Origin of the sequence: Octadecabacter sp. R77987 (assembly GCF_042466115.1) — a bacterium.
In the GTDB taxonomy this organism is placed as follows: domain Bacteria; phylum Pseudomonadota; class Alphaproteobacteria; order Rhodobacterales; family Rhodobacteraceae; genus SW4.
This window is the reverse complement of record NZ_JAXHBQ010000001.1, coordinates 2,079,594-2,098,352: the sequence shown is the minus strand read 5'-3', so window position 1 is coordinate 2,098,352 and position 18,759 is coordinate 2,079,594. Positions and strand designations below refer to the sequence as shown.

Below are 18,759 nucleotides of genomic sequence, written 5' to 3'. Positions count from 1 at the left end.
CAAAAACAGGAGGGAACGATGGGATTTCTAGCAGTGATCGTCGCAGCGATTGCCGGATTCGCCTTTGGCGCAGTCTGGTATATGACGCTGTCCAAACCGTGGGTGGAAGCCAGCGGTATCAAAGTCGGGAATGACGGACGGCCAGAAGGTGGCTCGCCCTTGCCCTTTGTGCTCTCGTTCATCGCAATGCTGCTTGTTGCGGGAATGATGCGGCACACCTTTGCCTTGGCCGAAATCACAACGCTTGGCAAAGGATTGGTGTCCGGCCTTGGGATCGGGCTGTTCTTTATCAGCCCGTGGATCATGATCAACAACGCCTATGGGATGCGTCCGTTCAAACTGACGGTGATCGACGCGGGCTATGCCACGTTCGGCTGCGCGATCATGGGCGCGGTTCTGATGCTGTTCTAGAAAAACGAAAGGGTCCAGGCACCCCGCCCAGACCCTTTCTTCACCCGCGTGCTCCCAAAGCCACCACACACGTATCTGAATTATTGGTCCGGGCCATCCTGGCCTTGAAGCTTTGATAGACCCAAGCAGTGAGTCGGCGCAAAGGAATAGCCTGTAGGACTTGTCTAAAATGCGAAACGCCTACCCGATCGGGCAGGCGTTCACGCAGGTCACGATCGGCTTAGCCGTAAACGGATTCTTTGCCGAAGTGTTTGGTCAGCATGTAATAGACCACGGCGCGATACTTGTTGCGCTCGGACTGGCCATAGGTTTGCAGAACCGAATTGATCGCTTCCATCAACTGCGGACCATCGGCAAGGCCCAGCTTCTTGATCAGGAAGTTGTCCTTGACGGTCTCAAGCTCGCTTGGCTGGCTACCTGCAACTGTGGATGCGTCCGCGTTATAGATCGCGGGACCGCAGCCGATTGTGACTTTGGTCAGCAAAGCCATGTCAGGGGTCATACCGCATTTGTTTTTCAGATCGTCGGCATACTGCGCGATAAGGTCGTCTCTCTTGCCCATTTGAAATCTCCCACCAATGAAGCGTTTGGCCGCGAATGTGCGGCGCTAGGCGAATGGTAAGGCGACAAAGGGCGCGCGGTAAAGGGAAATCAGGGGGAAAACGCGGATCGGCGCATCACCGGCATCCACCCCAACCGCGTGATTGCAAGTGGAAATGGTCTGCGTGAAGCGTGTTGTAATCGGGTGAAAGGGTCAGACGGAACCAATCGCAGGCGCTGTCGCGGGCGGCGCGCAGGAATTGCGCCTTGGGCGTGTCGCCTTGCCAATCACGCAGCAAACGCACGGTCGTGCCATCCGCCAGATCAAAGCCTGCGATGTCTATCGCCTCGGCCGTTGCGTGGGTGCTCATGCGATTGGTTTCGCCGCGCCCTGTGCGCATCGCGCGGCAGTTGTAGCTGCCGATATGGCGAATACGGGTAATATCGCTACCAAGGATATCGCGGGCCGCAGGCTGAAGCCCGTGATGCTCCCACATGGCAGTGCGCAGCGCGATGGCGCAGCTTGTTTCGACAGGTTCAAGCCGAGCCGCACCAACGCTAGAAAGCGCGACGCGCGTTTCGATCCCACACCGTTGATCAGCAGTTGTCAGCGGTGCCATCAAAACCGCCCCGCCACCCAGCGCCGCAAGGCACAATGCGGGATCAGCGGTCGTTCGCCGTAATTTCCATGCGGTCAGCGGTGTATTCGCATCGGTGATCGCCAATGGCGCAAGCGGATTCCAAGCATCAGGCAAAGGCGAGCGCGGATGCAGGAACGCGACCGCGATGCCACCTACCATCAGCAAGGTAACTACAACGGCCAGCGCGCGCCTTACCGAACGCAAAACCGCCCCAAGGGTGTTGGGGCGGCGCTCTGGTTCTTTATCGTTAGGCATCAGGCCAACTTAGTAGCGGTAATGCTCGGGCTTGAACGGGCCATCGGGTGACACGCCGATGTAGGCCGCTTGTTCAGGATCCAGTTTCGACAGCTTCACGCCGATCCGGTCCAGATGCAGCCGCGCGACTTTTTCGTCCAGATGCTTGGGCAGGATGTAAACGCCGGGCTGGTATTCGTCGCCCTTGGTCCACAGTTCGATCTGCGCCAGCACTTGGTTGGTAAAGGACGCCGACATCACGAACGACGGGTGGCCGGTGGCGTTTCCAAGGTTCAGCAAACGGCCCTCGGACAACAGGATCAGGCGATTGCCATTAGGCATCTCGATCATGTCGACCTGTTCTTTGATGTTGGTCCATTTGTGGTTCTTCAGCGCGGCAACCTGAATCTCGTTATCAAAGTGGCCAATGTTACCAACGATCGCCATGTCCTTCATCTCGCGCATGTGCTCGATGCGGATCACGTCCTTGTTGCCTGTCGTGGTGATGAAAATGTCGGCATCGCCAACAACATCTTCCAGCACGACAACCTCGAACCCGTCCATCGCGGCTTGCAGCGCGCAGATCGGATCAACTTCGGTGACTTTCACGCGGGCACCCGCACCGCGCAGCGACGCAGCCGAACCCTTGCCAACATCGCCGTAGCCCATAACCACGGCAACCTTGCCGGCCATCATCGTGTCGGTGGCGCGGCGGATACCATCAACCAGCGATTCCTTGCAGCCATATTTGTTGTCGAATTTCGACTTGGTGACGCTATCGTTCACGTTGATCGCAGGGAACGGCAGTTGGCCGTTCTTGTGCAGGTCATAAAGGCGGTGAACACCGGTTGTCGTTTCCTCGGACACGCCCTGAATGTCGGCCTTTGTCTTGGTGAACCAACCGGGGGTCGCGGCCATACGCTTTTTGATCTGCTCTTTGATCACCGCTTCTTCTTCGGATGTCGGCACGGCCAGCACATCTTCGCCAGCTTCCATGCGCGCACCCAGCAGAACATAGAGGGTCGCATCGCCACCATCGTCCAAAATCATGTTCGCGCCTTCGGGGAACATGAAGGATTTATCAAGATAGTCCCAATGCTCCTCGAGGCTCTGGCCCTTGATTGCGAAAACAGGCACGCCGGATTCGGCAATTGCCGCCGCCGCGTGATCCTGGGTCGAGAAAATGTTACACGAGGCCCAACGCACATCAGCGCCCAGCGCCACCAGCGTTTCGATCAAAACAGCCGTCTGGATCGTCATGTGCAGCGAGCCGACAATGCGCGCGCCTTTCAAGGGCTGGCTTTTGCCAAATTCGTCGCGGCAGGCCATCAGGCCCGGCATTTCGGTTTCGGCAATATCAAGTTCCTTGCGGCCAAATGCGGCGAGCGCAATGTCCTTAACAATATAGTCGTTCGCCATCTTGGCTGCTCCTGCAATGATGTGTCGCGTGGGCCATAACATCGCGCTGTTGTTTAGGCAATCAAGGCTGCTTGCCCAATTAATGCCTCATTTCATTTTTACGTTTAGCCTTAACAAGCTGGAAAACCGGCAGACCAAAAGGGGCAGTGACTATGACAAAGGTACTTCGTCGTACCCGCAAGGGTGTATTGGGTTCGTTTCCATTCAAGGGCCGTGGCGCCGAGATCGGCGTATTTCGTGGGCGTTTCAGCACCGAAATCATCAATGAACGGCGGCCGGAAAAGCTGTATCTGATTGATCCATGGATCAATTTCGAAGACCCGCTGTATGAAAACACTTGGTATCACAAAGACAGCGACAACGACATGGAGGACGTGTTCGAGCGCGTCACCCGCCGTTTCAAAAAGCGTGTTGAAAAGGGTCAGGTCGAAATCCTGCGTGGCAAATCGGTGGATGTGGCCGACGCCATTCCCGATGGCTCGCTTGATTTTGTCTACATCGACGGTGATCACAGCTATGAGGGCGTGAAAGCCGATCTTGAGATCGCGTTTGCCAAGACGAAGGAAACCGCCGTCATCGCTGTTGATGACTATTATATCGGTGGCTGGTGGAAAGATGGCGTGATCCGCGCGACTTCTGAGTTTCTGGGCGCGCATGCGGATTGCATGTCGATCATTGAATGCGTTGAAAAGCAGATGATCATTCAGCGGCGTCCCCCTGTCGACATGGCCGCGGCCGCCTGACACCGATTGCAGATCACCGCGTATCTGCTATCCAAAGCGCATGAAACAACCACGCGCATGGCAACGAATGTTATCGGGTCGCCGGCTTGATCTGCTGGACCCGACCCCCTTTGATATCGAGGTCGAGGACATTGCCCATGGCCTTGCGTTTGTGGCGCGCTGGAACGGGCAGACGATTGGCGATTACGCCTACTCGGTCGCAGAACACTCGCTTTTGGTCGAGGATATCTATGGCCAGATGAACCCAAACGCGCCGACAAAGTGGCGGCTTGCCGCCCTTCTTCATGACGCGCCGGAATATGTGATCGGCGATATGATCAGCCCCGTCAAAGCCGCCGTCGGCCCCGGATACGGTGCGCTGGATGATCGGCTGATGGCAGCGATCCACATCCGCTATGGTCTGCCCGCGCAGGTGCCCGTGGCTGTGAAAAAGCAGATCAAGAAGGCCGACAAGATCAGTGCTTGGCTTGAAGCAACCCAGATCGCCGGATTCACCAGGGCCGAGGCCGACAAGTTTTTCGGCAAACCAGACCCTAAACATGCGGAAAGCTGCAAAATCCGTCTGCGCCCGCCCGTTGAGGCGCGCAACGATTATACAGCACGGCATGCCGAGCTGTTAAGCCAGATGTAGCACTTTGGCTATGGCCACCACACAACGTGGCGGCCATATGCCCGCACCTACCAAAGGTCGCGGTAGGGGTTGTGGCGATACCGGTCGGGCTGGTTCGCAAGCCGTTTTTTGGGGACAAAACGGTCTGCCCATTCGTCGCGATTGTCGGGCAAGTGTGCACCGCGATTGATCCGTGTCGCCGTGAACATGGCATCTGCAAGAACTGTAAACATATCGGCCTCCTGTGGCGTTGTTGATGTGTCTATGAATAAGGGACTTGCACCCGAACGCCGAGTCAGCGAAATTGCAGATATGTTAGGTTGGCTTTCATATGGACTGGCGTGACGTTCCTTCCCTGAATGCGCTGCGTGCCTTCGAGGCGGCGGCGCGGCATGGCACGCTATCGGCGGCAGCGCGTGAATTGAACGTCACGCATGCCGCAATCGCGCAGAACCTGCGCACGCTGGAAACCCATTTTGGCCTGCCGTTGATGCAGCGCAGCGGGCGTGGCATGGCGTTAACGCCTGACGGGCAGGTGCTGGCGCAAAACCTGGGCGAGGCCTTTGCCCAAATCGGATCCGCCGCGCGTGACCTGCTGGATCGCGCCAAGGTGCGGCCCCTGCGTGTCGCCGTGACTCCGTCCTTTGCGGCCAACTGGTTGATGCCGCGCATCGGTGCCTTCTGGGACAGGCATCCCGAAGTCGAGGTTGAGCTGATCCCCGGTATGGGCCTGGTCGACATGCGCGCCGACAATATCGACGTGGCGATCCGCTATGGCAAAGGAGGCTGGCCCGGTGTCGAATCGCTTAAACTCATGCCCGCCGGACATGTAGCCGTGGCCGCCCCCAGCTACCTCAAGGGCCGCGAGATCACCTGCCTTGCCGATCTGAAAGGTGCCCATTGGTTAATGGACGGTGCGCGATCCGAAGAAAGGTTCTGGATTGCCGAGAACGGCATTGATCTGGCCAACGAAAGGGTCACCGTGTTCCCAACCGGTCAGTTATCGCGAGAGGCGGCGCGCGCCGGGCTTGGGGTGACGGTGCTGCCCGCGCCAATCGCCGCGCCGCATATCGCTTCGGGTGTGTTTGTCACGCTTTGCGCCGAGGAAAACAGCGCATCCGCCTATCACGTCCTGACCCGCAGCGCGGTGGTGTCCCCCGCGCGCGACCTGTTCGTGAAGTGGCTAATGTCCGAAGCCGCGCCCTAGGCAGATCGCCATACGCGACCCATACGGTTTCCATACTGTTTCCATATGCTTTCCATGCGCCGTTTTCGGGCGCTAGCGCGGGCTGCGTTTCGCCAGAATCCGCTGCAACGTCCGGCGGTGCATGTTCAATCGGCGCGCGGTTTCGCTGACGTTGCGATCGCACAATTCATAGACCCTCTGGATATGTTCCCACCGCACACGATCCGCACTCATCGGGTTTTCGGGCGGCGGCGGAAGGTCATCCCCCGTTGCCAACAGGGCATTCATCACATCCGCCGCATCGGCCGGTTTGGACAGATAATCCGTCGCACCGATCTTCACGGCGGCCACGGCAGTGGCAATTGCGCCATACCCTGTCAGAACGACGATCCGGCTATCGGGGCGGCGTTCGCGCAGCACCTCGACCACGTCAAGGCCGTTCCCATCCTGCAGGCGCAAGTCAACAACGGCATATGCAGGTGGACGGGCGGTTGCGATGGCCTTGCCTGCCGCGACACAATCGGCGGTTTCAACTGAAAACCCGCGCTTTTCCATGGCTTTGGCAAGGCGGCGCAGGAACGGTTCGTCGTCGTCCACAAGCAGCAATGTCTTATCGGGGCCGATCGCGTCCTGTTCCGTCTCCAAAATCGTCACTCCTGCCAGTTCCCCCTAGAGGTAGCCCGCCAGGTAGGCAGGGTCAATTCTAAGCGGCGGCCTCGACGAAACACTGGAGGCTGTTGGCCATGTCCTCGGGTGTGACATCGCGGCGATAAAACTCGACGAAACCGTGTTCGGGGAACACAAGATAGGACATGGTCGAATGATCCATCAGGTAAAATGCGGGATCGTCGCTGTCCTGTTTCGCATAGTAGGTCTTGTATTCACGCGATGCCGCAGCGACCTGTTCTTCGGTCCCGCTAAGCCCGATCATCCGTTCGTGGAAGTTGTCGGTAAAGTCTTTCAGCACTTCGGGTGTGTCGCGGGCCGGATCAATGGAAATGAAAACCGGCGTAACCGCGACCCCGCGTGCATCCAGCTCGTGAATTGCAAGCGCGTTGCGCATGTTATCCAGCGGGCAGACATCCGGGCAAAACGTATAGCCAAAGTAAACCAGCGTCGGTCCGGTAATGACATCCTGATCCGTGACTGTCTTGCCGTTCTCGTCAATCAGCGTGAACGGCCCGCCAATATCACCCCCGCAACCTGACTGGCGCGACAGGCAGCGAACGGATCGTCGGGCGCGAAAATCGTCGTCATCGCCACAGCACCACCCACAAGGGCAGCCACGGCAACACTGGCGGAAATGGCAATAGTCTTGCTCATCTGGTCGACTCCATCTTTGGTTTCGCGCATTGATCGACTGCAACAAGCCAAATAACAATGGTCCAGCTTGACGCATCTAGGGGCAATCCACTGGCACAGACCGACATTGATATGTTTGCCGCGCAACGTCGAGGCAATTGGGTGCGACTTCGCACGCTTGTGATCTTGCGATGGTTTGCCGTTGCCGGTCAGATTGGCGCCCTGTTCGTGGCAACGCAGTTGTTCGGCCTTGTGCTCGAAGTGGGATTGGCCGCCATGACGATTGGCGCATCCGTGGTAGCCAACTTTTTCGCGATGTTTGTTTTTGCGGAAAACAGGCGGCTATCGGCGCGCGAGGCCACGCTGATGCTTGTCTTTGATATTCTGCAGCTTGGGCTGTTGTTGTATCTGACAGGCGGGTTGAACAACCCATTTGCCTTGCTTTTGCTGGCACCAGTCACGATTGGCGCAACCGTTCTGCCATTTCGTTTTTCCGCGCTGATGGGCGGGTTGACGATGTTGGTCACAACGCTGCTTGTTCGGTTTCATGTTGAAATTCTCGCGCCGGACGGAACGCCACTTGCCTTGCCCGACCTGTTCCTGTTCGGATCTTGGGCCGCCTTGATGATTGGTGTGTTGTTCATGGGGCTTTACACGCGCCAGATCACGACCGAGACGAATTCGATGCGCGAAGCGTTGGTTGCCACGCAGATGGCCCTCGCACGGGAACAGAAGCTGACCGACCTGGGTGGCGTCGTTGCGGCGGCTGCGCATGAATTGGGCACGCCCCTTGCCACCATCAAGCTGGTGAGCGGCGAATTGATGGACGAGCTTTCAAACCAACCCGAACTGCTGGAAGACGTGACGCTGATCCGTGAACAGGCAGACCGGTGCCGCGATATCATGCGCTCGATGGGGCGCGCCGGTAAGGACGACCTTCATCTGCGTCAGGCACCACTGGAAACTGTCGTGCAGGAAGCCGCAGAACCGCATGTAAATCGGGGCAAGGACGTGCGGTTTGCCTGTGTGCCGATGGGCAATGGCGACCCGGCGCAACCGCAGATTTACCGCCGTCCCGAAATCATACACGGGCTGCGCAACCTTGTGCAGAACGCGGTGGATTTCGCGCAATCGACCGTGCGTGTTGAAATGTCCTGGTCACAAAGCAGTATCGTGGTGCGCATTTCCGACGATGGCGAAGGCTTTCCATCGTCTGTGATCGGTCGGATCGGCGATCCGTTTGTCCGGGCAAAACGCCGCGATGACCTGCGCACATCGCGGCCGGGTTACGATGGCATGGGGCTGGGGCTGTTCATTGCAAAGACGCTGCTGGAACGTTCCGGCGCAATCTTACGCTTTACCAATGGTGGCGGCCGAAGCCTGTCGGGCAAGTCCGGCGGCGCGATTGTCGCTGTTGAATGGCCGCGCGCGATGCTTGATGCGCAACTGGCGGGAACCGGTGCGGGGCTTGGCGAAAACGAGCCGATCACCGGCTAGCAACCGCTTAACACGGAATTAACCAATCTCTTTCACCTTGGCGCGGTAGCAAGGAGATCGCGCCCTTATGGATATTTCCGAATCGATTCAGATCCTGATTGCAGTCATTGTCGGTGTTTCCGCTGCCGCATTGATCTTTGGCGTTTGGGCATATGTGAACCGGCGCGACCGGAAAACCGCGCGCACCCTGTTGCGCGAGGCGGAAAGCACGGTCGTCTTTCTGTTCGATGATGACACGCTTGTTGACGCCACACCTGAGGCACGCAAGCTTTTACGGCGCCGTGACAGCCGGTTGTCGGATTGGGATGCGCTGATCGCGCTCCTTCGTCCACGGTTTCCACATATCCGCACGCAATTGTCTGATCTGGCCGAAAAAGGAAAGGACAAGGTTGCGCCCGCCGACAACGGTGCCGGGTATCTTGAGGCCGAGTTGTGGGAAGGTCTTGCGCGCATCACCCTTTCCGAAGGATTCATGACAGACGCGGACAAGACCGTTGATCCCGTCACGCTCGAAGCGATCGAGGACGAACTTGATAACCTGCGCGGACTGGGGGAAGCCGCACCGCAACTGATCTGGAAGCAAGACGCCGATGGTGTGGTGACATGGGCCAATCGCGCCTATCTGGATGTGATCGAAACCATCGAACCCACCCTTGAAGAAGAAACGCCGCCCTGGCCCCCCGCATCATTGTTCCATGATATCGGCCACCCCCAAGGCGACGCCCCTTTGGTTGAACGGCTGTCGGTCAAGCGGCCTTATGACGGCACCGTATCCTGGTTTGATGTCACGAGCCTGCGACGTGGTCACGGATCGATCCATTTCGGTGTTGACGCCAACGCCGCCGTCAAGGCCGAGGTCGCGCAAAAGAACTTTGTCCAGACCCTTGCCAAGACATTCGCACAGCTTTCGATTGGTCTGGCAGTGTTTGACCGCAGCCGCCGGTTGGTGATGTTCAACCCGTCCTTGCTGGACCTGACGCAGCTTCCGGTCGAGTTTCTGTCGTCACGCCCCTCGCTTGGTGCGATGCTGGACCGTATGCGCGAAAATCAACGCCTGCCCGAACCCAGAAACTATGCAACGTGGCGCGAGCAGATTTCCGCATTTGAATCCCAGGCCGCAAGCGGAACCTATTGCGAAAGCTGGAGCCTTTTGGGCGGCGAAACCCTTCGCGTAACCGGCCGCCCGCACCCTGACGGGGCAATCGCATTCCTGTTCGAGGATATCAGCGCAGAAGTATCGCTGACGCGCCGGTTCCGCTCGCAGGTCGAACTTGGTCAGCACGCCCTTGATACGATCGACGAGGCCGTCGCTGTTTTTGCACCATCGGGTCAGCTGACCTTGTCGAACCGCGCTTATGACGATCTTTGGTATGGCGCGGGCGGCGGAACAGGCCTGGCTGACAAACGTATCGCGCACGAAGTTGCGGTTTGGCAGGACCAGTGTGCGCCGACAAGCACTTGGATGCGGATCAGCGATTTCGTAAGTGCTTATGGCGAACGTGCCCCGGCGCGCGCGCATGCCCAGCTTCAGGATGGCCGGACGTTGCATTGCCGGATGACGCCGCTTCCGGGCGGGTCGGCCCTGATCGGGTTTACCGTTGCCAGTGCACAAGGCGCTGTCGAAACCGACGCGCAATACTCTGACCGCTTTATTGCAGCGCGTTCCTGATTTGACTTGCGGGTGCTGGCCAAGATCATAGTCTTGGCACATGACATTCCAAGCAGGCCCGATCACCCTCGCATCCCCAGACGCAACCATTGCGTTTGCCCGCCGCTTGGCCGCAATTTGTGTCGCTGGTGACACAGTCCTGCTTGAGGGGCCGATCGGTGCGGGCAAGTCTGCGCTGGCCCGAGCATTTATTCACGCGCGTATCGGCGAGGGTGAAGACGTGCCATCACCGACATTCACCCTGGTTCAAACCTATGACGACGACAGCGGCGAAATCTGGCATTGCGATCTGTATCGACTGACCCGGATCGACGATCTGATCGAGCTTGGGCTTGATCACGCATTTGAAACCGCGATTTGCCTGATTGAATGGCCCGACAGACTTGGGTCAGCTGCGCCGGAAAACGCATTGTGGCTTACTATGGCCGCACCAAGTGACGCGGACGACACGGCGCACACGCTTTCCATCAGAGGTGATAGTCAGTGGGCCAAGCGACTGGAGCGGATTTGTGACTGATCGCGCGGCACTAATCACGGAACTTCTGGCAAAAACACGGTGGGCGCGGTGGGCACGCCAACCGCTTGCAGGTGATGCTTCGGCGCGCCGGTATGAACGGCTGACTGATCACACAACCGACGACAGTGTCATCCTGATGGATTCGCCGCCCCGGAACGGAGAAGACACCGCATCGTTCCTGCGCATCGCAAAACACCTTGGCGAGTGTGGGCTGCATGCGCCCGAGGTTCTTTTTTCGGATACAGAGGCTGGAATCCTGATCCTCGAAGATCTTGGGGATGACATTTTTGCGCGCTGGATCGAAAGCCATCCACAGGACGCGCCACAGCTTTACCGCGCAGCGATTGATGTCCTCGCGGCGTTGCACAACCAGGCGCCGCCGGACGGATTGCAACGACTTGATCCCGAAACAGGCGCGCAAATGGTCGACTTGATTGCCGATTGGTATGCACCCGGCGCGGATATCTCGCAAATTCAGGCTTCCCTTGTGACCGCTTTTTGCGAGTTCGCCGATGGACCCTACGTTCTGGCGCTGCGCGACTATCACGCCGAAAACCTGATTTGGCTGCCCGATCAGCACGGCGTTGCCCGTGTCGGTCTGCTTGACTTCCAAGACGCGCTGCTTGCCCATCCGGTGTATGATCTTGTCTCGCTTTTGCGTGATGCGCGGCGTGACGTTGATCCGGGTTTGCGCGCCGATATGATCGCCTATTTTGCGCAGGGGACGCAGTTACCGCCCGCTGCGGTGCGTGGTGCTTTTGCCGTCCTTGGTGTGCAACGAAACTTGCGGATTCTTGGCATTTTCGCACGCCTTTCTTTGCGCGATGGCAAGACGCGCTACCTGCGTTTGATCCCAAGGGTCTGGGCGCATCTGGTGGATGATCTGAACCACCCCGGTCTGGCCGCGTTGCGGAGCGCCGTCTTGCGGAATCTGCCCGAACCGGATGCTGAAACCCTCAATAGACTGGCGGGTGCAAATGCCTGACGCGGTTCTTTTCTTTGCAGCCGGGTTGGGGACGCGCATGGCGCCATTGACCGCTGATCGCCCAAAGCCCCTGATCAACGTCGCGGGCAAAACCTTGCTGGACCACGCGCTTGACCTTGCAACGGACATCCCGCGCAAGGTGGTGAATGTGCATTACAAGGCCGCAATGGTGCGCACCCATCTTGCCGGACGGGATATCGCGATCTCGGATGAATCCGACATCTTGCGCGAAACTGGTGGCGGGCTGCGCCACGCGCTGCCGTTGTTGGGCAACGGTCCGGTTTTCACTATGAACACCGACGCCGTTTGGCAGGGGTCAAACCCTTTTGAAACCCTCGCAAACGCGTGGAACCCCGCCAAAATGGATGGACTGTTGCTTTTGGTGAATCACGGGCGCGCGCACGGACATACAGGCAAAGGCGACTTTGAACTTGCCGCTGATGGCCGGATCACATGGGGGCCGGGGCCGATCTATTCAGGCGCCCAGATTGTGCGCACCGATGGCTTGTTGCAAACTGCAGAGACAGCGTTTTCCATGCACGTTCTTTGGAACCAGATGCTGGCAAAGCGCCGTTTGTTTGGTGTTGTTTACGATGGCGACTGGTGTGATGTCGGGCGCCCCGAAAGCATTCCCATGGCCGAGGCAATGTTAAAGGGCGCGTCATGATTTTTTCCCCGTCATCAACGCCGCGTCTTTACGGGCTGCCACCCGGCGTCGACTTTGGTGCCGCCTTGGTTGACGGGCTGCTTGAACGCAGCGGCGCGCTATTGCCGCACGATTTCGCCAAGGTTGAAATCTACGTCAATACGCGGCGAATGCAGCGGCGGCTTTTATCGTTGTTCGATACCGGGCCGGCGCGGCTCCTCCCACGGGTCCGCCTTGTGACCGATTTGGCCCTTGACCCGCTTGCCGCCGATTTGCCGCCGCCCGTAGCACCGCTGCGGCGACGGCTGGAGCTGTCGGTGCTTGTGTCCGATCTGCTTGACCGACAACCTGATCTTGCCCCGCGTGCGGCACTGTTTGACCTGTCCGATAGTCTTGCCGCGTTAATGGATGAAATGCAGGGCGAAGGCGTTTCCCCCGAAACCATCGCAAAGCTTGATGTGACGGATCAGTCCGGTCACTGGGCGCGGGCGTTGCAATTTGTGAACATCGCACAGCGCTATTTCGACATTGCACAGGAAGCGCCGGATCAAGAAGCGCGCCAACGATATGTGATCGAACGGCTTGTTGCGCGCTGGAAAAAGTCGCCGCCGTCGCATCCGGTTATCGTGGCTGGTTCAACAGGGTCGCGTGGCGCAACCGCGCTTTTCATGCAGGCGGTCGCACAGTTGCCGCAGGGTGCCGTTGTTTTGCCCGGATACGACTTTGAAATGCCCGGCGCTGTTTGGGACCGTTTCGAGGATGCACGAACCGGCGAAGACCATCCGCAGTTTCGTTTCGTGCGTTTGCTGCGCGATCTGGCAATGACCCACGCCGATGTTCAGCTTTGGCACGGTCCAGCCCCACAAAACCCGCGCAATGCACTTGTGTCGCTGGCGTTGCGCCCTGCCCCCGTGACGGACCAATGGCAATCCGAAGGTGCGAACCTTGGCGGTTTGACTGATGCCACTGACGGCCTGACCCTCGTTGTCGCCAGTTCACCCCGCGCCGAGGCCGAAGCGATTGCGCTGCGTCTGCGGCAGGCTCTCCAAGACGGGATTACCGCGGCGCTTATCACGCCTGACCGGATGTTGACCCGACAGGTCGCAGCCGCCCTTGAACGTTGGGATATCATTCCGGACGATAGCGCTGGGCAGCCTCTGCCGCTTAGCCCGCCGGGCAGGTTCTTGCGCCATGTCGCCGATCTTTTTGGCGAACCGCTGACCGGTGAGGCGTTGCTGACCTTGCTCAAGCATCCACTTACACATTCGGGCAGCACCGGGCGTGGCGCGCATCTGCTTCGGTCACGTGAACTGGAATTGCAACTTCGCCGCTTTGGGCCACCCTATCCTGACGCCGCCAGCTTGCGGGCATGGGCAGGCCGCGGCGAATACCCTGATCCTGCGCGGATTGACTGGGTCGAATGGTTGATCGCTACGCTTGACGGCATCGACAAGGTTGGCACCCGCAGTCTGTCCGACCATGTGGCCGATCACCTGCGGCTGGCATCGCTTTTGGCCGCGGGCCCCGACGCCGTCGGATCAGGTGGGTTATGGGACGAGGCCGCGGGCCGCGAAGCTAAACGCATAGTCGACACGCTTGCCCTGAACGCCGATGCAGGCGGTGACCTTGACGCGCGCGACTATGCCAAGCTTTTCAGCGCGATTCTGAACACAGGCGAAGTGCGCGACCGCGACAAGGGCCATCCGCAAGTTCTGTTTTGGGGCACGCTTGAGGCGCGCGTTCAAAGCGCTGATCTCGTGATCCTTGGAAGCATGAACGAAGGGTCGTGGCCCGAAGCCGCGAGCCCCGATCCCTGGCTCAATCGCAAGATGCGGCTTGATGCGGGGCTGCTTTTGCCGGAACGGCGGATCGGGCTTGCGGCCCACGACTTTCAGCAAGCGGTTGCCGGCAAAGAGGTTTGGATTACCCGCGCCCAGCGATCGGATGAAGCCGAAACCGTGCCGTCCCGCTGGGTCAATCGGCTCACCAATCTCTTGGGCGGGTTGCACGCACAGGGTGGGCCTGACCTGCTTGCCGGGATGCAGGCGCGCGGTGATCGCTGGCTTGCGATGGCCGCAAAAATCAGCGCGCCGGATCATCGGGTTACACCGGCTTTGCGTCCCTCTCCGCGCCCACCGGTCAGTGCACGGCCCAAGGGGCTTTCTGTCACGCAGATCAAAACGCTGATCCGCGACCCCTATGCAATTTACGCACGAAACGTGTTGGGGCTTGCGCCGCTTGATCCCTTGACGCCTGAACCCGATGCGCCATTGCGCGGAACAATCGTCCACGAAATCCTGGAACGCTTTGTGCGGGCGGGCCCAGCACCCGATGATCCGTCGGCGCGCAAGGCGCTGTTGCAAGTTGCCGCAGATACCCTGGACGAGATGTGTCCCTGGCCCGCCTATCGGGTCTTGTGGCTGGCACGGTTCGAGCGGGTGATTGATGTGTTTCTTGCTGATGATATTGCGCGCCGCGCGATCGCCACCCCCGAAGACTTTGAAGCAAAGGGCAAACTGTCGTTGTCGGGTTTGGATTTTGAGATCAACGGGCGCGCTGACCGGATCGACCGCTGCGAAAATGGCAACGTCATCCTTTACGACTACAAGACCGGCCCGCCGCCCAGCCAGAAAGAACAGGGTCGCTTTGATTTGCAGCTGTTGCTTCTGGCCGCGATGGCCGACCGTGGCGCCTTCAAAAGTATCGGCACAGCCCGCACCGAAGCTGCTGTTTACATCGGACTGGGAAGCGACCCGAAATGTGTCGCGGCACCCTTTGACGAACATCCGCCCGATCAGGTTTGGTCCGAGTTTCACGACCTGATCGGTGACTGGATGCGCCAACACCGTGGCTACACCGCGCGCCTTGCACACATGAAACGCACGGATGCCGGCAACTTTGACCATCTGTCGCGGTTTGGTGAATGGGGTGATGGCGATGAGATTGCACCCGAGGATCTGACATGACCGCCCCGAACGAGGCCACGCAGCGCCAGATCGAAGCAGCGAATCCGCTGAATTCCACGTGGCTTTCGGCCAATGCGGGATCGGGCAAGACGCGCGTTCTTACGGATCGTGTCGCGCGGCTTTTGTTGAAGGAAACCGACCCGCAGAATATCCTTTGCCTGACATACACCAAAGCCGCCGCAAGCGAGATGCAGAACCGTTTGTTCGAACGGCTTGGGGCCTGGGCGATGATGGATGACAAACATCTTCGTGCGGAATTGCTTGATTTAGGCGAAGTTGGGTCGATTGATGCCGCGCTGTTGCGACAGGCGCGGGTGCTTTTTGCAAGCGCCATCGAAACACCCGGTGGTCTGAAAATCCAGACGATCCATTCGTTCTGCGCGGGGTTGCTTCGTCGTTTCCCGCTTGAGGCCGGGATCAGCCCACAGTTCACGGAAATGGAGGACCGCGCCGGCGAGCTTTTGCGCGCCGATGTCATTGACGCGATGGTATTGGACGGCGATGCCGATGTTGTTCACGGGCTTGCACGACATTTTTCAGGCGAGGGACTGGGCAAGATCACGGCCGAAATCGCCAGCCATGGTGCGCAGTTTCTGGGACAGGTTGACGACGCCACGATCGCGGCCAGCCTTGGTTTGTCGCCAGAATCGTCGCGCGATGATGCCATCAAAATCGCCTTTGACGGAAGCGAGCCGGATATCGTCAGTAACCTTGTCCGCGTCTTTGGCGGGCAATCCAAAACCTATGTAAGCTTTGCCACAGACCTTGCCGCACTTGACCTGACCAACCCGCAAATGGACGACTTGAATGTCCTGTTTTCCAAGTTTCTTTATGCCAAGGACAAGACCAGCAAGTCCGTCAACTTTCCACAAAGCAATCATGGCAAGGCCGTTGAAGCGATGGCCCCGATTGCGGCCGAGGTTCATGCATGGATGGATCGCACCGCGGCGGCCTTTCAGCACCTGAATGCCTGCGCCGCACTTGAAAAGACCCGCGCGCTTTATGCATTTGCGTCGAGGTTTGTTCCCCAACTCGAGGAGGCCAAACTACGCCGCGGTATGCTGAGCTTTGACGATCAAATTCGCAAGGCCCGCGCGTTGTTGACTGACCCGATCGTCGCGCAATGGGTCCTGTTCCGGCTTGATGGTGGAATCGACCATATTCTGGTCGACGAAGCGCAGGATACCAGCCCCGATCAGTGGGCGGTGATCCAGAACCTTGCGCAAGAGTTTGCCACGGGCGAAGGCGCGCACCCCGATCGCCAGCGCACGATCTTTGTTGTCGGTGACAAAAAGCAGTCGATCTATTCGTTTCAGGGGGCCGATCCCGAAGGGTTCGACCGGATGCGCGACCATTTCAAAGCCGAACTGTCCAAGGTTTCGGTCGACCTGCACGATCTGTCGCTTGAGCATTCCTTCCGTTCATCCATGGCGATCCTTGAATTGGTTGATCGGACTTTTGTCGGCGAAAGGGCCGAGGGGCTCGAAGCCGATGTTAGTCACCTTGCGTTCAAGAAAAACATGCCCGGTCGTGTCGATCTATGGCCGCCGATTGAACCCGAAAACAACAGCGATCCTGACCAACCCTGGTTCAAACCCGTGGATTCGAAAGGCGCGCGCCATCACACGATCAGGCTTGCCGAACAGATCGCCAACGAAATTCATCGGATGATCAAATCAGAGACTATTCCAGCCGAAATCGGTCGAACGGATACCTATGAGCGCCGTCCCATCACCGCTGGTGACATCCTGATCCTTGTCCAAAGGCGCAGCGATTTGTTCGGTGAAATCATCACGGCCTGCAAAGCCAAAGGGTTGGATGTTGCAGGGGCGGACCGGCTGAAACTGGGGGCAGAGCTGGCGGTAAAGGACATCACCGCGCTTTTGCAGTTTGTCGCCCTGCCCGAAGATGATTTGTCGCTCGCCGCGGCGCTGCGTTCGCCGCTGTTCGGCCTATCAGAACAACATCTGTTCACGCTGGCACATGGTCGCTCCAAGGGGCGTTACCTGTGGCAAAACCTGCGCGATTCGGCTGAGATGACCGACGTTTATGCCGTGCTTGACGATCTGCTGTCCAACGCTGACTTTCTGCGCCCCTACGATCTTGTTGGTCGCATTCTGACCCGCCACAATGGCCGCAAACGGCTACTTGCCCGCCTTGGTCCCGAAGCCGAGGACGGGATTGACGCGCTTTTGACGCAGGCGTTGTCATATGAACGTGCGGCGGTCCCAAGCCTGACAGGATTCCTGAACTGGCTGAATACCGAGGACGTGCAGGTCAAACGCCAGATGGACGCTGCAGGCGACCGGATCAGGGTGATGACGGTGCATGGCTCAAAGGGGCTTGAGGCGCCGATCGTGATCCTTCCTGACACTGCCGTAAACACCAAAGCCAACGAGATTCGCAGCGAGATATACCGCGCCGATCCGAACGTGCTTTGGAAGGTTCGCAAGGACGACATGCCGCCGCCCATGGCACAGATTCACGATGGCATGGTCGCCGCGCAGACCCGCGAGCGACGCAGGCTGCTTTATGTCGCGATGACCCGTGCCGAAAAATGGCTGATCGTCTGTGCGGCTGGCGAAACCGGCGATCCTGACGATAGCTGGTATAGCACCGTTGCTGACGGGATGGCGCATGCAGGTGCGGTCAGGCACCCCCTGCCCGCTGGTGACGGATTGCGGCTTGCGCACCTTGATTGGGACGCCCTGCCAGAAGGCACGTTGAAACCATCCGGCAGTGCCAGTCCAGTGCCCCCGGAATTCGACTCTATTTCTGCGCCAGCCCGTGATCAGGGCGCGTTTTCGCCCTCTCGCCTTGGTGGGGCCAAGATCATGCCGCAGGACCCGTCCAGTTTTGACGCAGACGCTGCGATGTTGCGCGGCACCCTGATCCACATGTTGCTGGAACACCTGCCACTGCACCCTGTCGCGGACCGGCCAGCGCTTGGTCGCGCCTTGTTGCAATCGCAACCAGATCCGATAGATCCGGCTGAAGTGGAACCGCTCGTCGTGGAAACCTGCGCCTTGATCGACGTGCCACATCTGTCGCATATCTTTGCCGATACCACACTGGCCGAAGTGGACGTGACCGCCAGCATCGCAGCCCTTGACGGGCGGCGGATGCACGGGACGATTGACCGGCTGATCGTCAGTGATACCGGCGTGCTGATCGTTGATTTCAAGTCAAACCGCGTGACGCCCGTGCGCCCCGATGAAACACCGCTTGGCCTGTTGCGGCAGATGGCGGTTTATCGCGATGCGCTTGCCCAAATCTATCCCGGCCGGAACGTGACCGCGGCCATTTTGTGGACCGCGACTGCCGAATTGATGACGCTGCCTGACGCGTTGCTTGATAGTTCTCTCGAAGGCGTGACCGTGGCTTGACGCCCTG

General features: G+C 58.9%; 16 protein-coding genes and 1 pseudogene. 11 read left to right on the top strand and 6 right to left on the bottom strand.

What is annotated here, in order from left to right; all coding sequences use genetic code 11:
• Positions 1–18: 18 nt before the first annotated feature.
• On the top strand, positions 19–411 hold the full coding sequence (locus SJY21_RS10610; protein WP_377510094.1) for a DUF1761 domain-containing protein: 393 nt from the start codon (positions 19–21) through the stop codon (positions 409–411).
• A gap of 220 nt (positions 412–631) precedes the next feature.
• On the opposite strand, the gene SJY21_RS10605 is transcribed toward SJY21_RS10610, so the two are convergent.
• The 3 genes from SJY21_RS10605 to ahcY all read right to left on the bottom strand — a co-directional run bounded on the left by SJY21_RS10605 (position 632) and on the right by ahcY (position 3,245).
• Positions 632–973: a DUF2853 family protein gene (locus tag SJY21_RS10605; protein WP_377510091.1), complete on the bottom strand. Its 342-nt coding sequence runs from the start codon at positions 971–973 to the stop codon at positions 632–634.
• 115 nt (positions 974–1,088) lie between these two features.
• A complete protein-coding gene (locus tag SJY21_RS10600) occupies positions 1,089–1,847 on the bottom strand; it encodes an extensin family protein (protein ID WP_377510088.1) in 759 nt (252 codons plus the stop codon).
• 9 nt (positions 1,848–1,856) lie between these two features.
• Entirely contained in the window at positions 1,857–3,245 is a 1,389-nt protein-coding gene (ahcY, locus tag SJY21_RS10595; protein WP_377510085.1) for an adenosylhomocysteinase, read from the bottom strand.
• A gap of 152 nt (positions 3,246–3,397) precedes the next feature.
• On the opposite strand from ahcY, the gene SJY21_RS10590 reads away from it, so the two are divergent.
• Both SJY21_RS10590 and SJY21_RS10585 read left to right on the top strand, forming a co-directional pair.
• Positions 3,398–3,988, top strand: a complete 591-nt coding sequence (locus SJY21_RS10590; protein ID WP_377510082.1) for a class I SAM-dependent methyltransferase — start codon at positions 3,398–3,400, stop codon at positions 3,986–3,988.
• A 40-nt stretch (positions 3,989–4,028) separates the two neighbouring features.
• Positions 4,029–4,619 carry an HD domain-containing protein gene (locus SJY21_RS10585; protein ID WP_377510080.1) on the top strand — a complete coding sequence of 197 codons (591 nt, stop codon included), beginning with the start codon at positions 4,029–4,031 and terminating at the stop codon, positions 4,617–4,619.
• Between the two features lie 47 nt (positions 4,620–4,666).
• Here SJY21_RS10585 and SJY21_RS10580 read toward each other — a convergent pair whose 3' ends face one another.
• Complete coding sequence (locus SJY21_RS10580) at positions 4,667–4,831, bottom strand: hypothetical protein (protein WP_377510077.1); 165 nt, start codon at positions 4,829–4,831, stop codon at positions 4,667–4,669.
• Between the two features lie 98 nt (positions 4,832–4,929).
• Here SJY21_RS10580 and SJY21_RS10575 point away from each other — a divergent pair, with 98 nt between their 5' ends.
• A complete protein-coding gene (locus SJY21_RS10575) occupies positions 4,930–5,805 on the top strand; it encodes a LysR family transcriptional regulator (protein WP_377510074.1) in 876 nt (291 codons plus the stop codon).
• A 72-nt stretch (positions 5,806–5,877) separates the two neighbouring features.
• Here the strand turns inward: SJY21_RS10575 and SJY21_RS10570 are convergent, their stop codons facing one another.
• On the bottom strand, positions 5,878–6,432 hold the full coding sequence (locus SJY21_RS10570; RefSeq protein WP_377513218.1) for an ActR/PrrA/RegA family redox response regulator transcription factor: 555 nt from the start codon (positions 6,430–6,432) through the stop codon (positions 5,878–5,880).
• 55 nt (positions 6,433–6,487) lie between these two features.
• Positions 6,488–7,107: pseudogene (locus tag SJY21_RS10565) on the bottom strand (SCO family protein).
• 90 nt (positions 7,108–7,197) lie between these two features.
• On the opposite strand from SJY21_RS10565, the gene regB reads away from it, so the two are divergent.
• From regB to addA, 7 genes are all read left to right on the top strand, one after another.
• Positions 7,198–8,583 (top strand): sensor histidine kinase RegB, encoded by a 1,386-nt coding sequence (gene regB, locus SJY21_RS10560; protein ID WP_377513216.1) that lies wholly within the window; start codon positions 7,198–7,200, stop codon positions 8,581–8,583.
• Positions 8,584–8,650: 67 nt separating this feature from the next.
• A complete protein-coding gene (locus tag SJY21_RS10555) occupies positions 8,651–10,252 on the top strand; it encodes a PAS-domain containing protein (RefSeq protein ID WP_377510072.1) in 1,602 nt (533 codons plus the stop codon).
• A 40-nt stretch (positions 10,253–10,292) separates the two neighbouring features.
• Complete coding sequence (gene tsaE / locus SJY21_RS10550; RefSeq protein ID WP_377510069.1) at positions 10,293–10,769, top strand: tRNA (adenosine(37)-N6)-threonylcarbamoyltransferase complex ATPase subunit type 1 TsaE; 477 nt, start codon at positions 10,293–10,295, stop codon at positions 10,767–10,769.
• Positions 10,762–11,754 (top strand): aminoglycoside phosphotransferase family protein, encoded by a 993-nt coding sequence (locus tag SJY21_RS10545; RefSeq protein ID WP_377510066.1) that lies wholly within the window; start codon positions 10,762–10,764, stop codon positions 11,752–11,754. The genes tsaE and SJY21_RS10545 overlap by 8 nt, the downstream gene beginning before the upstream one ends.
• On the top strand, positions 11,714–12,421 hold the full coding sequence (locus SJY21_RS10540) for a nucleotidyltransferase family protein (protein ID WP_377510063.1): 708 nt from the start codon (positions 11,714–11,716) through the stop codon (positions 12,419–12,421). The genes SJY21_RS10545 and SJY21_RS10540 overlap by 41 nt, the downstream gene beginning before the upstream one ends.
• Entirely contained in the window at positions 12,418–15,366 is a 2,949-nt protein-coding gene (gene addB / locus SJY21_RS10535; RefSeq protein ID WP_377510060.1) for a double-strand break repair protein AddB, read from the top strand. The genes SJY21_RS10540 and addB overlap by 4 nt, the downstream gene beginning before the upstream one ends.
• Positions 15,363–18,752 carry a double-strand break repair helicase AddA gene (gene addA, locus SJY21_RS10530; RefSeq protein WP_377510057.1) on the top strand — a complete coding sequence of 1,130 codons (3,390 nt, stop codon included), beginning with the start codon at positions 15,363–15,365 and terminating at the stop codon, positions 18,750–18,752. The genes addB and addA overlap by 4 nt, the downstream gene beginning before the upstream one ends.
• Positions 18,753–18,759: the final 7 nt, after the last annotated feature.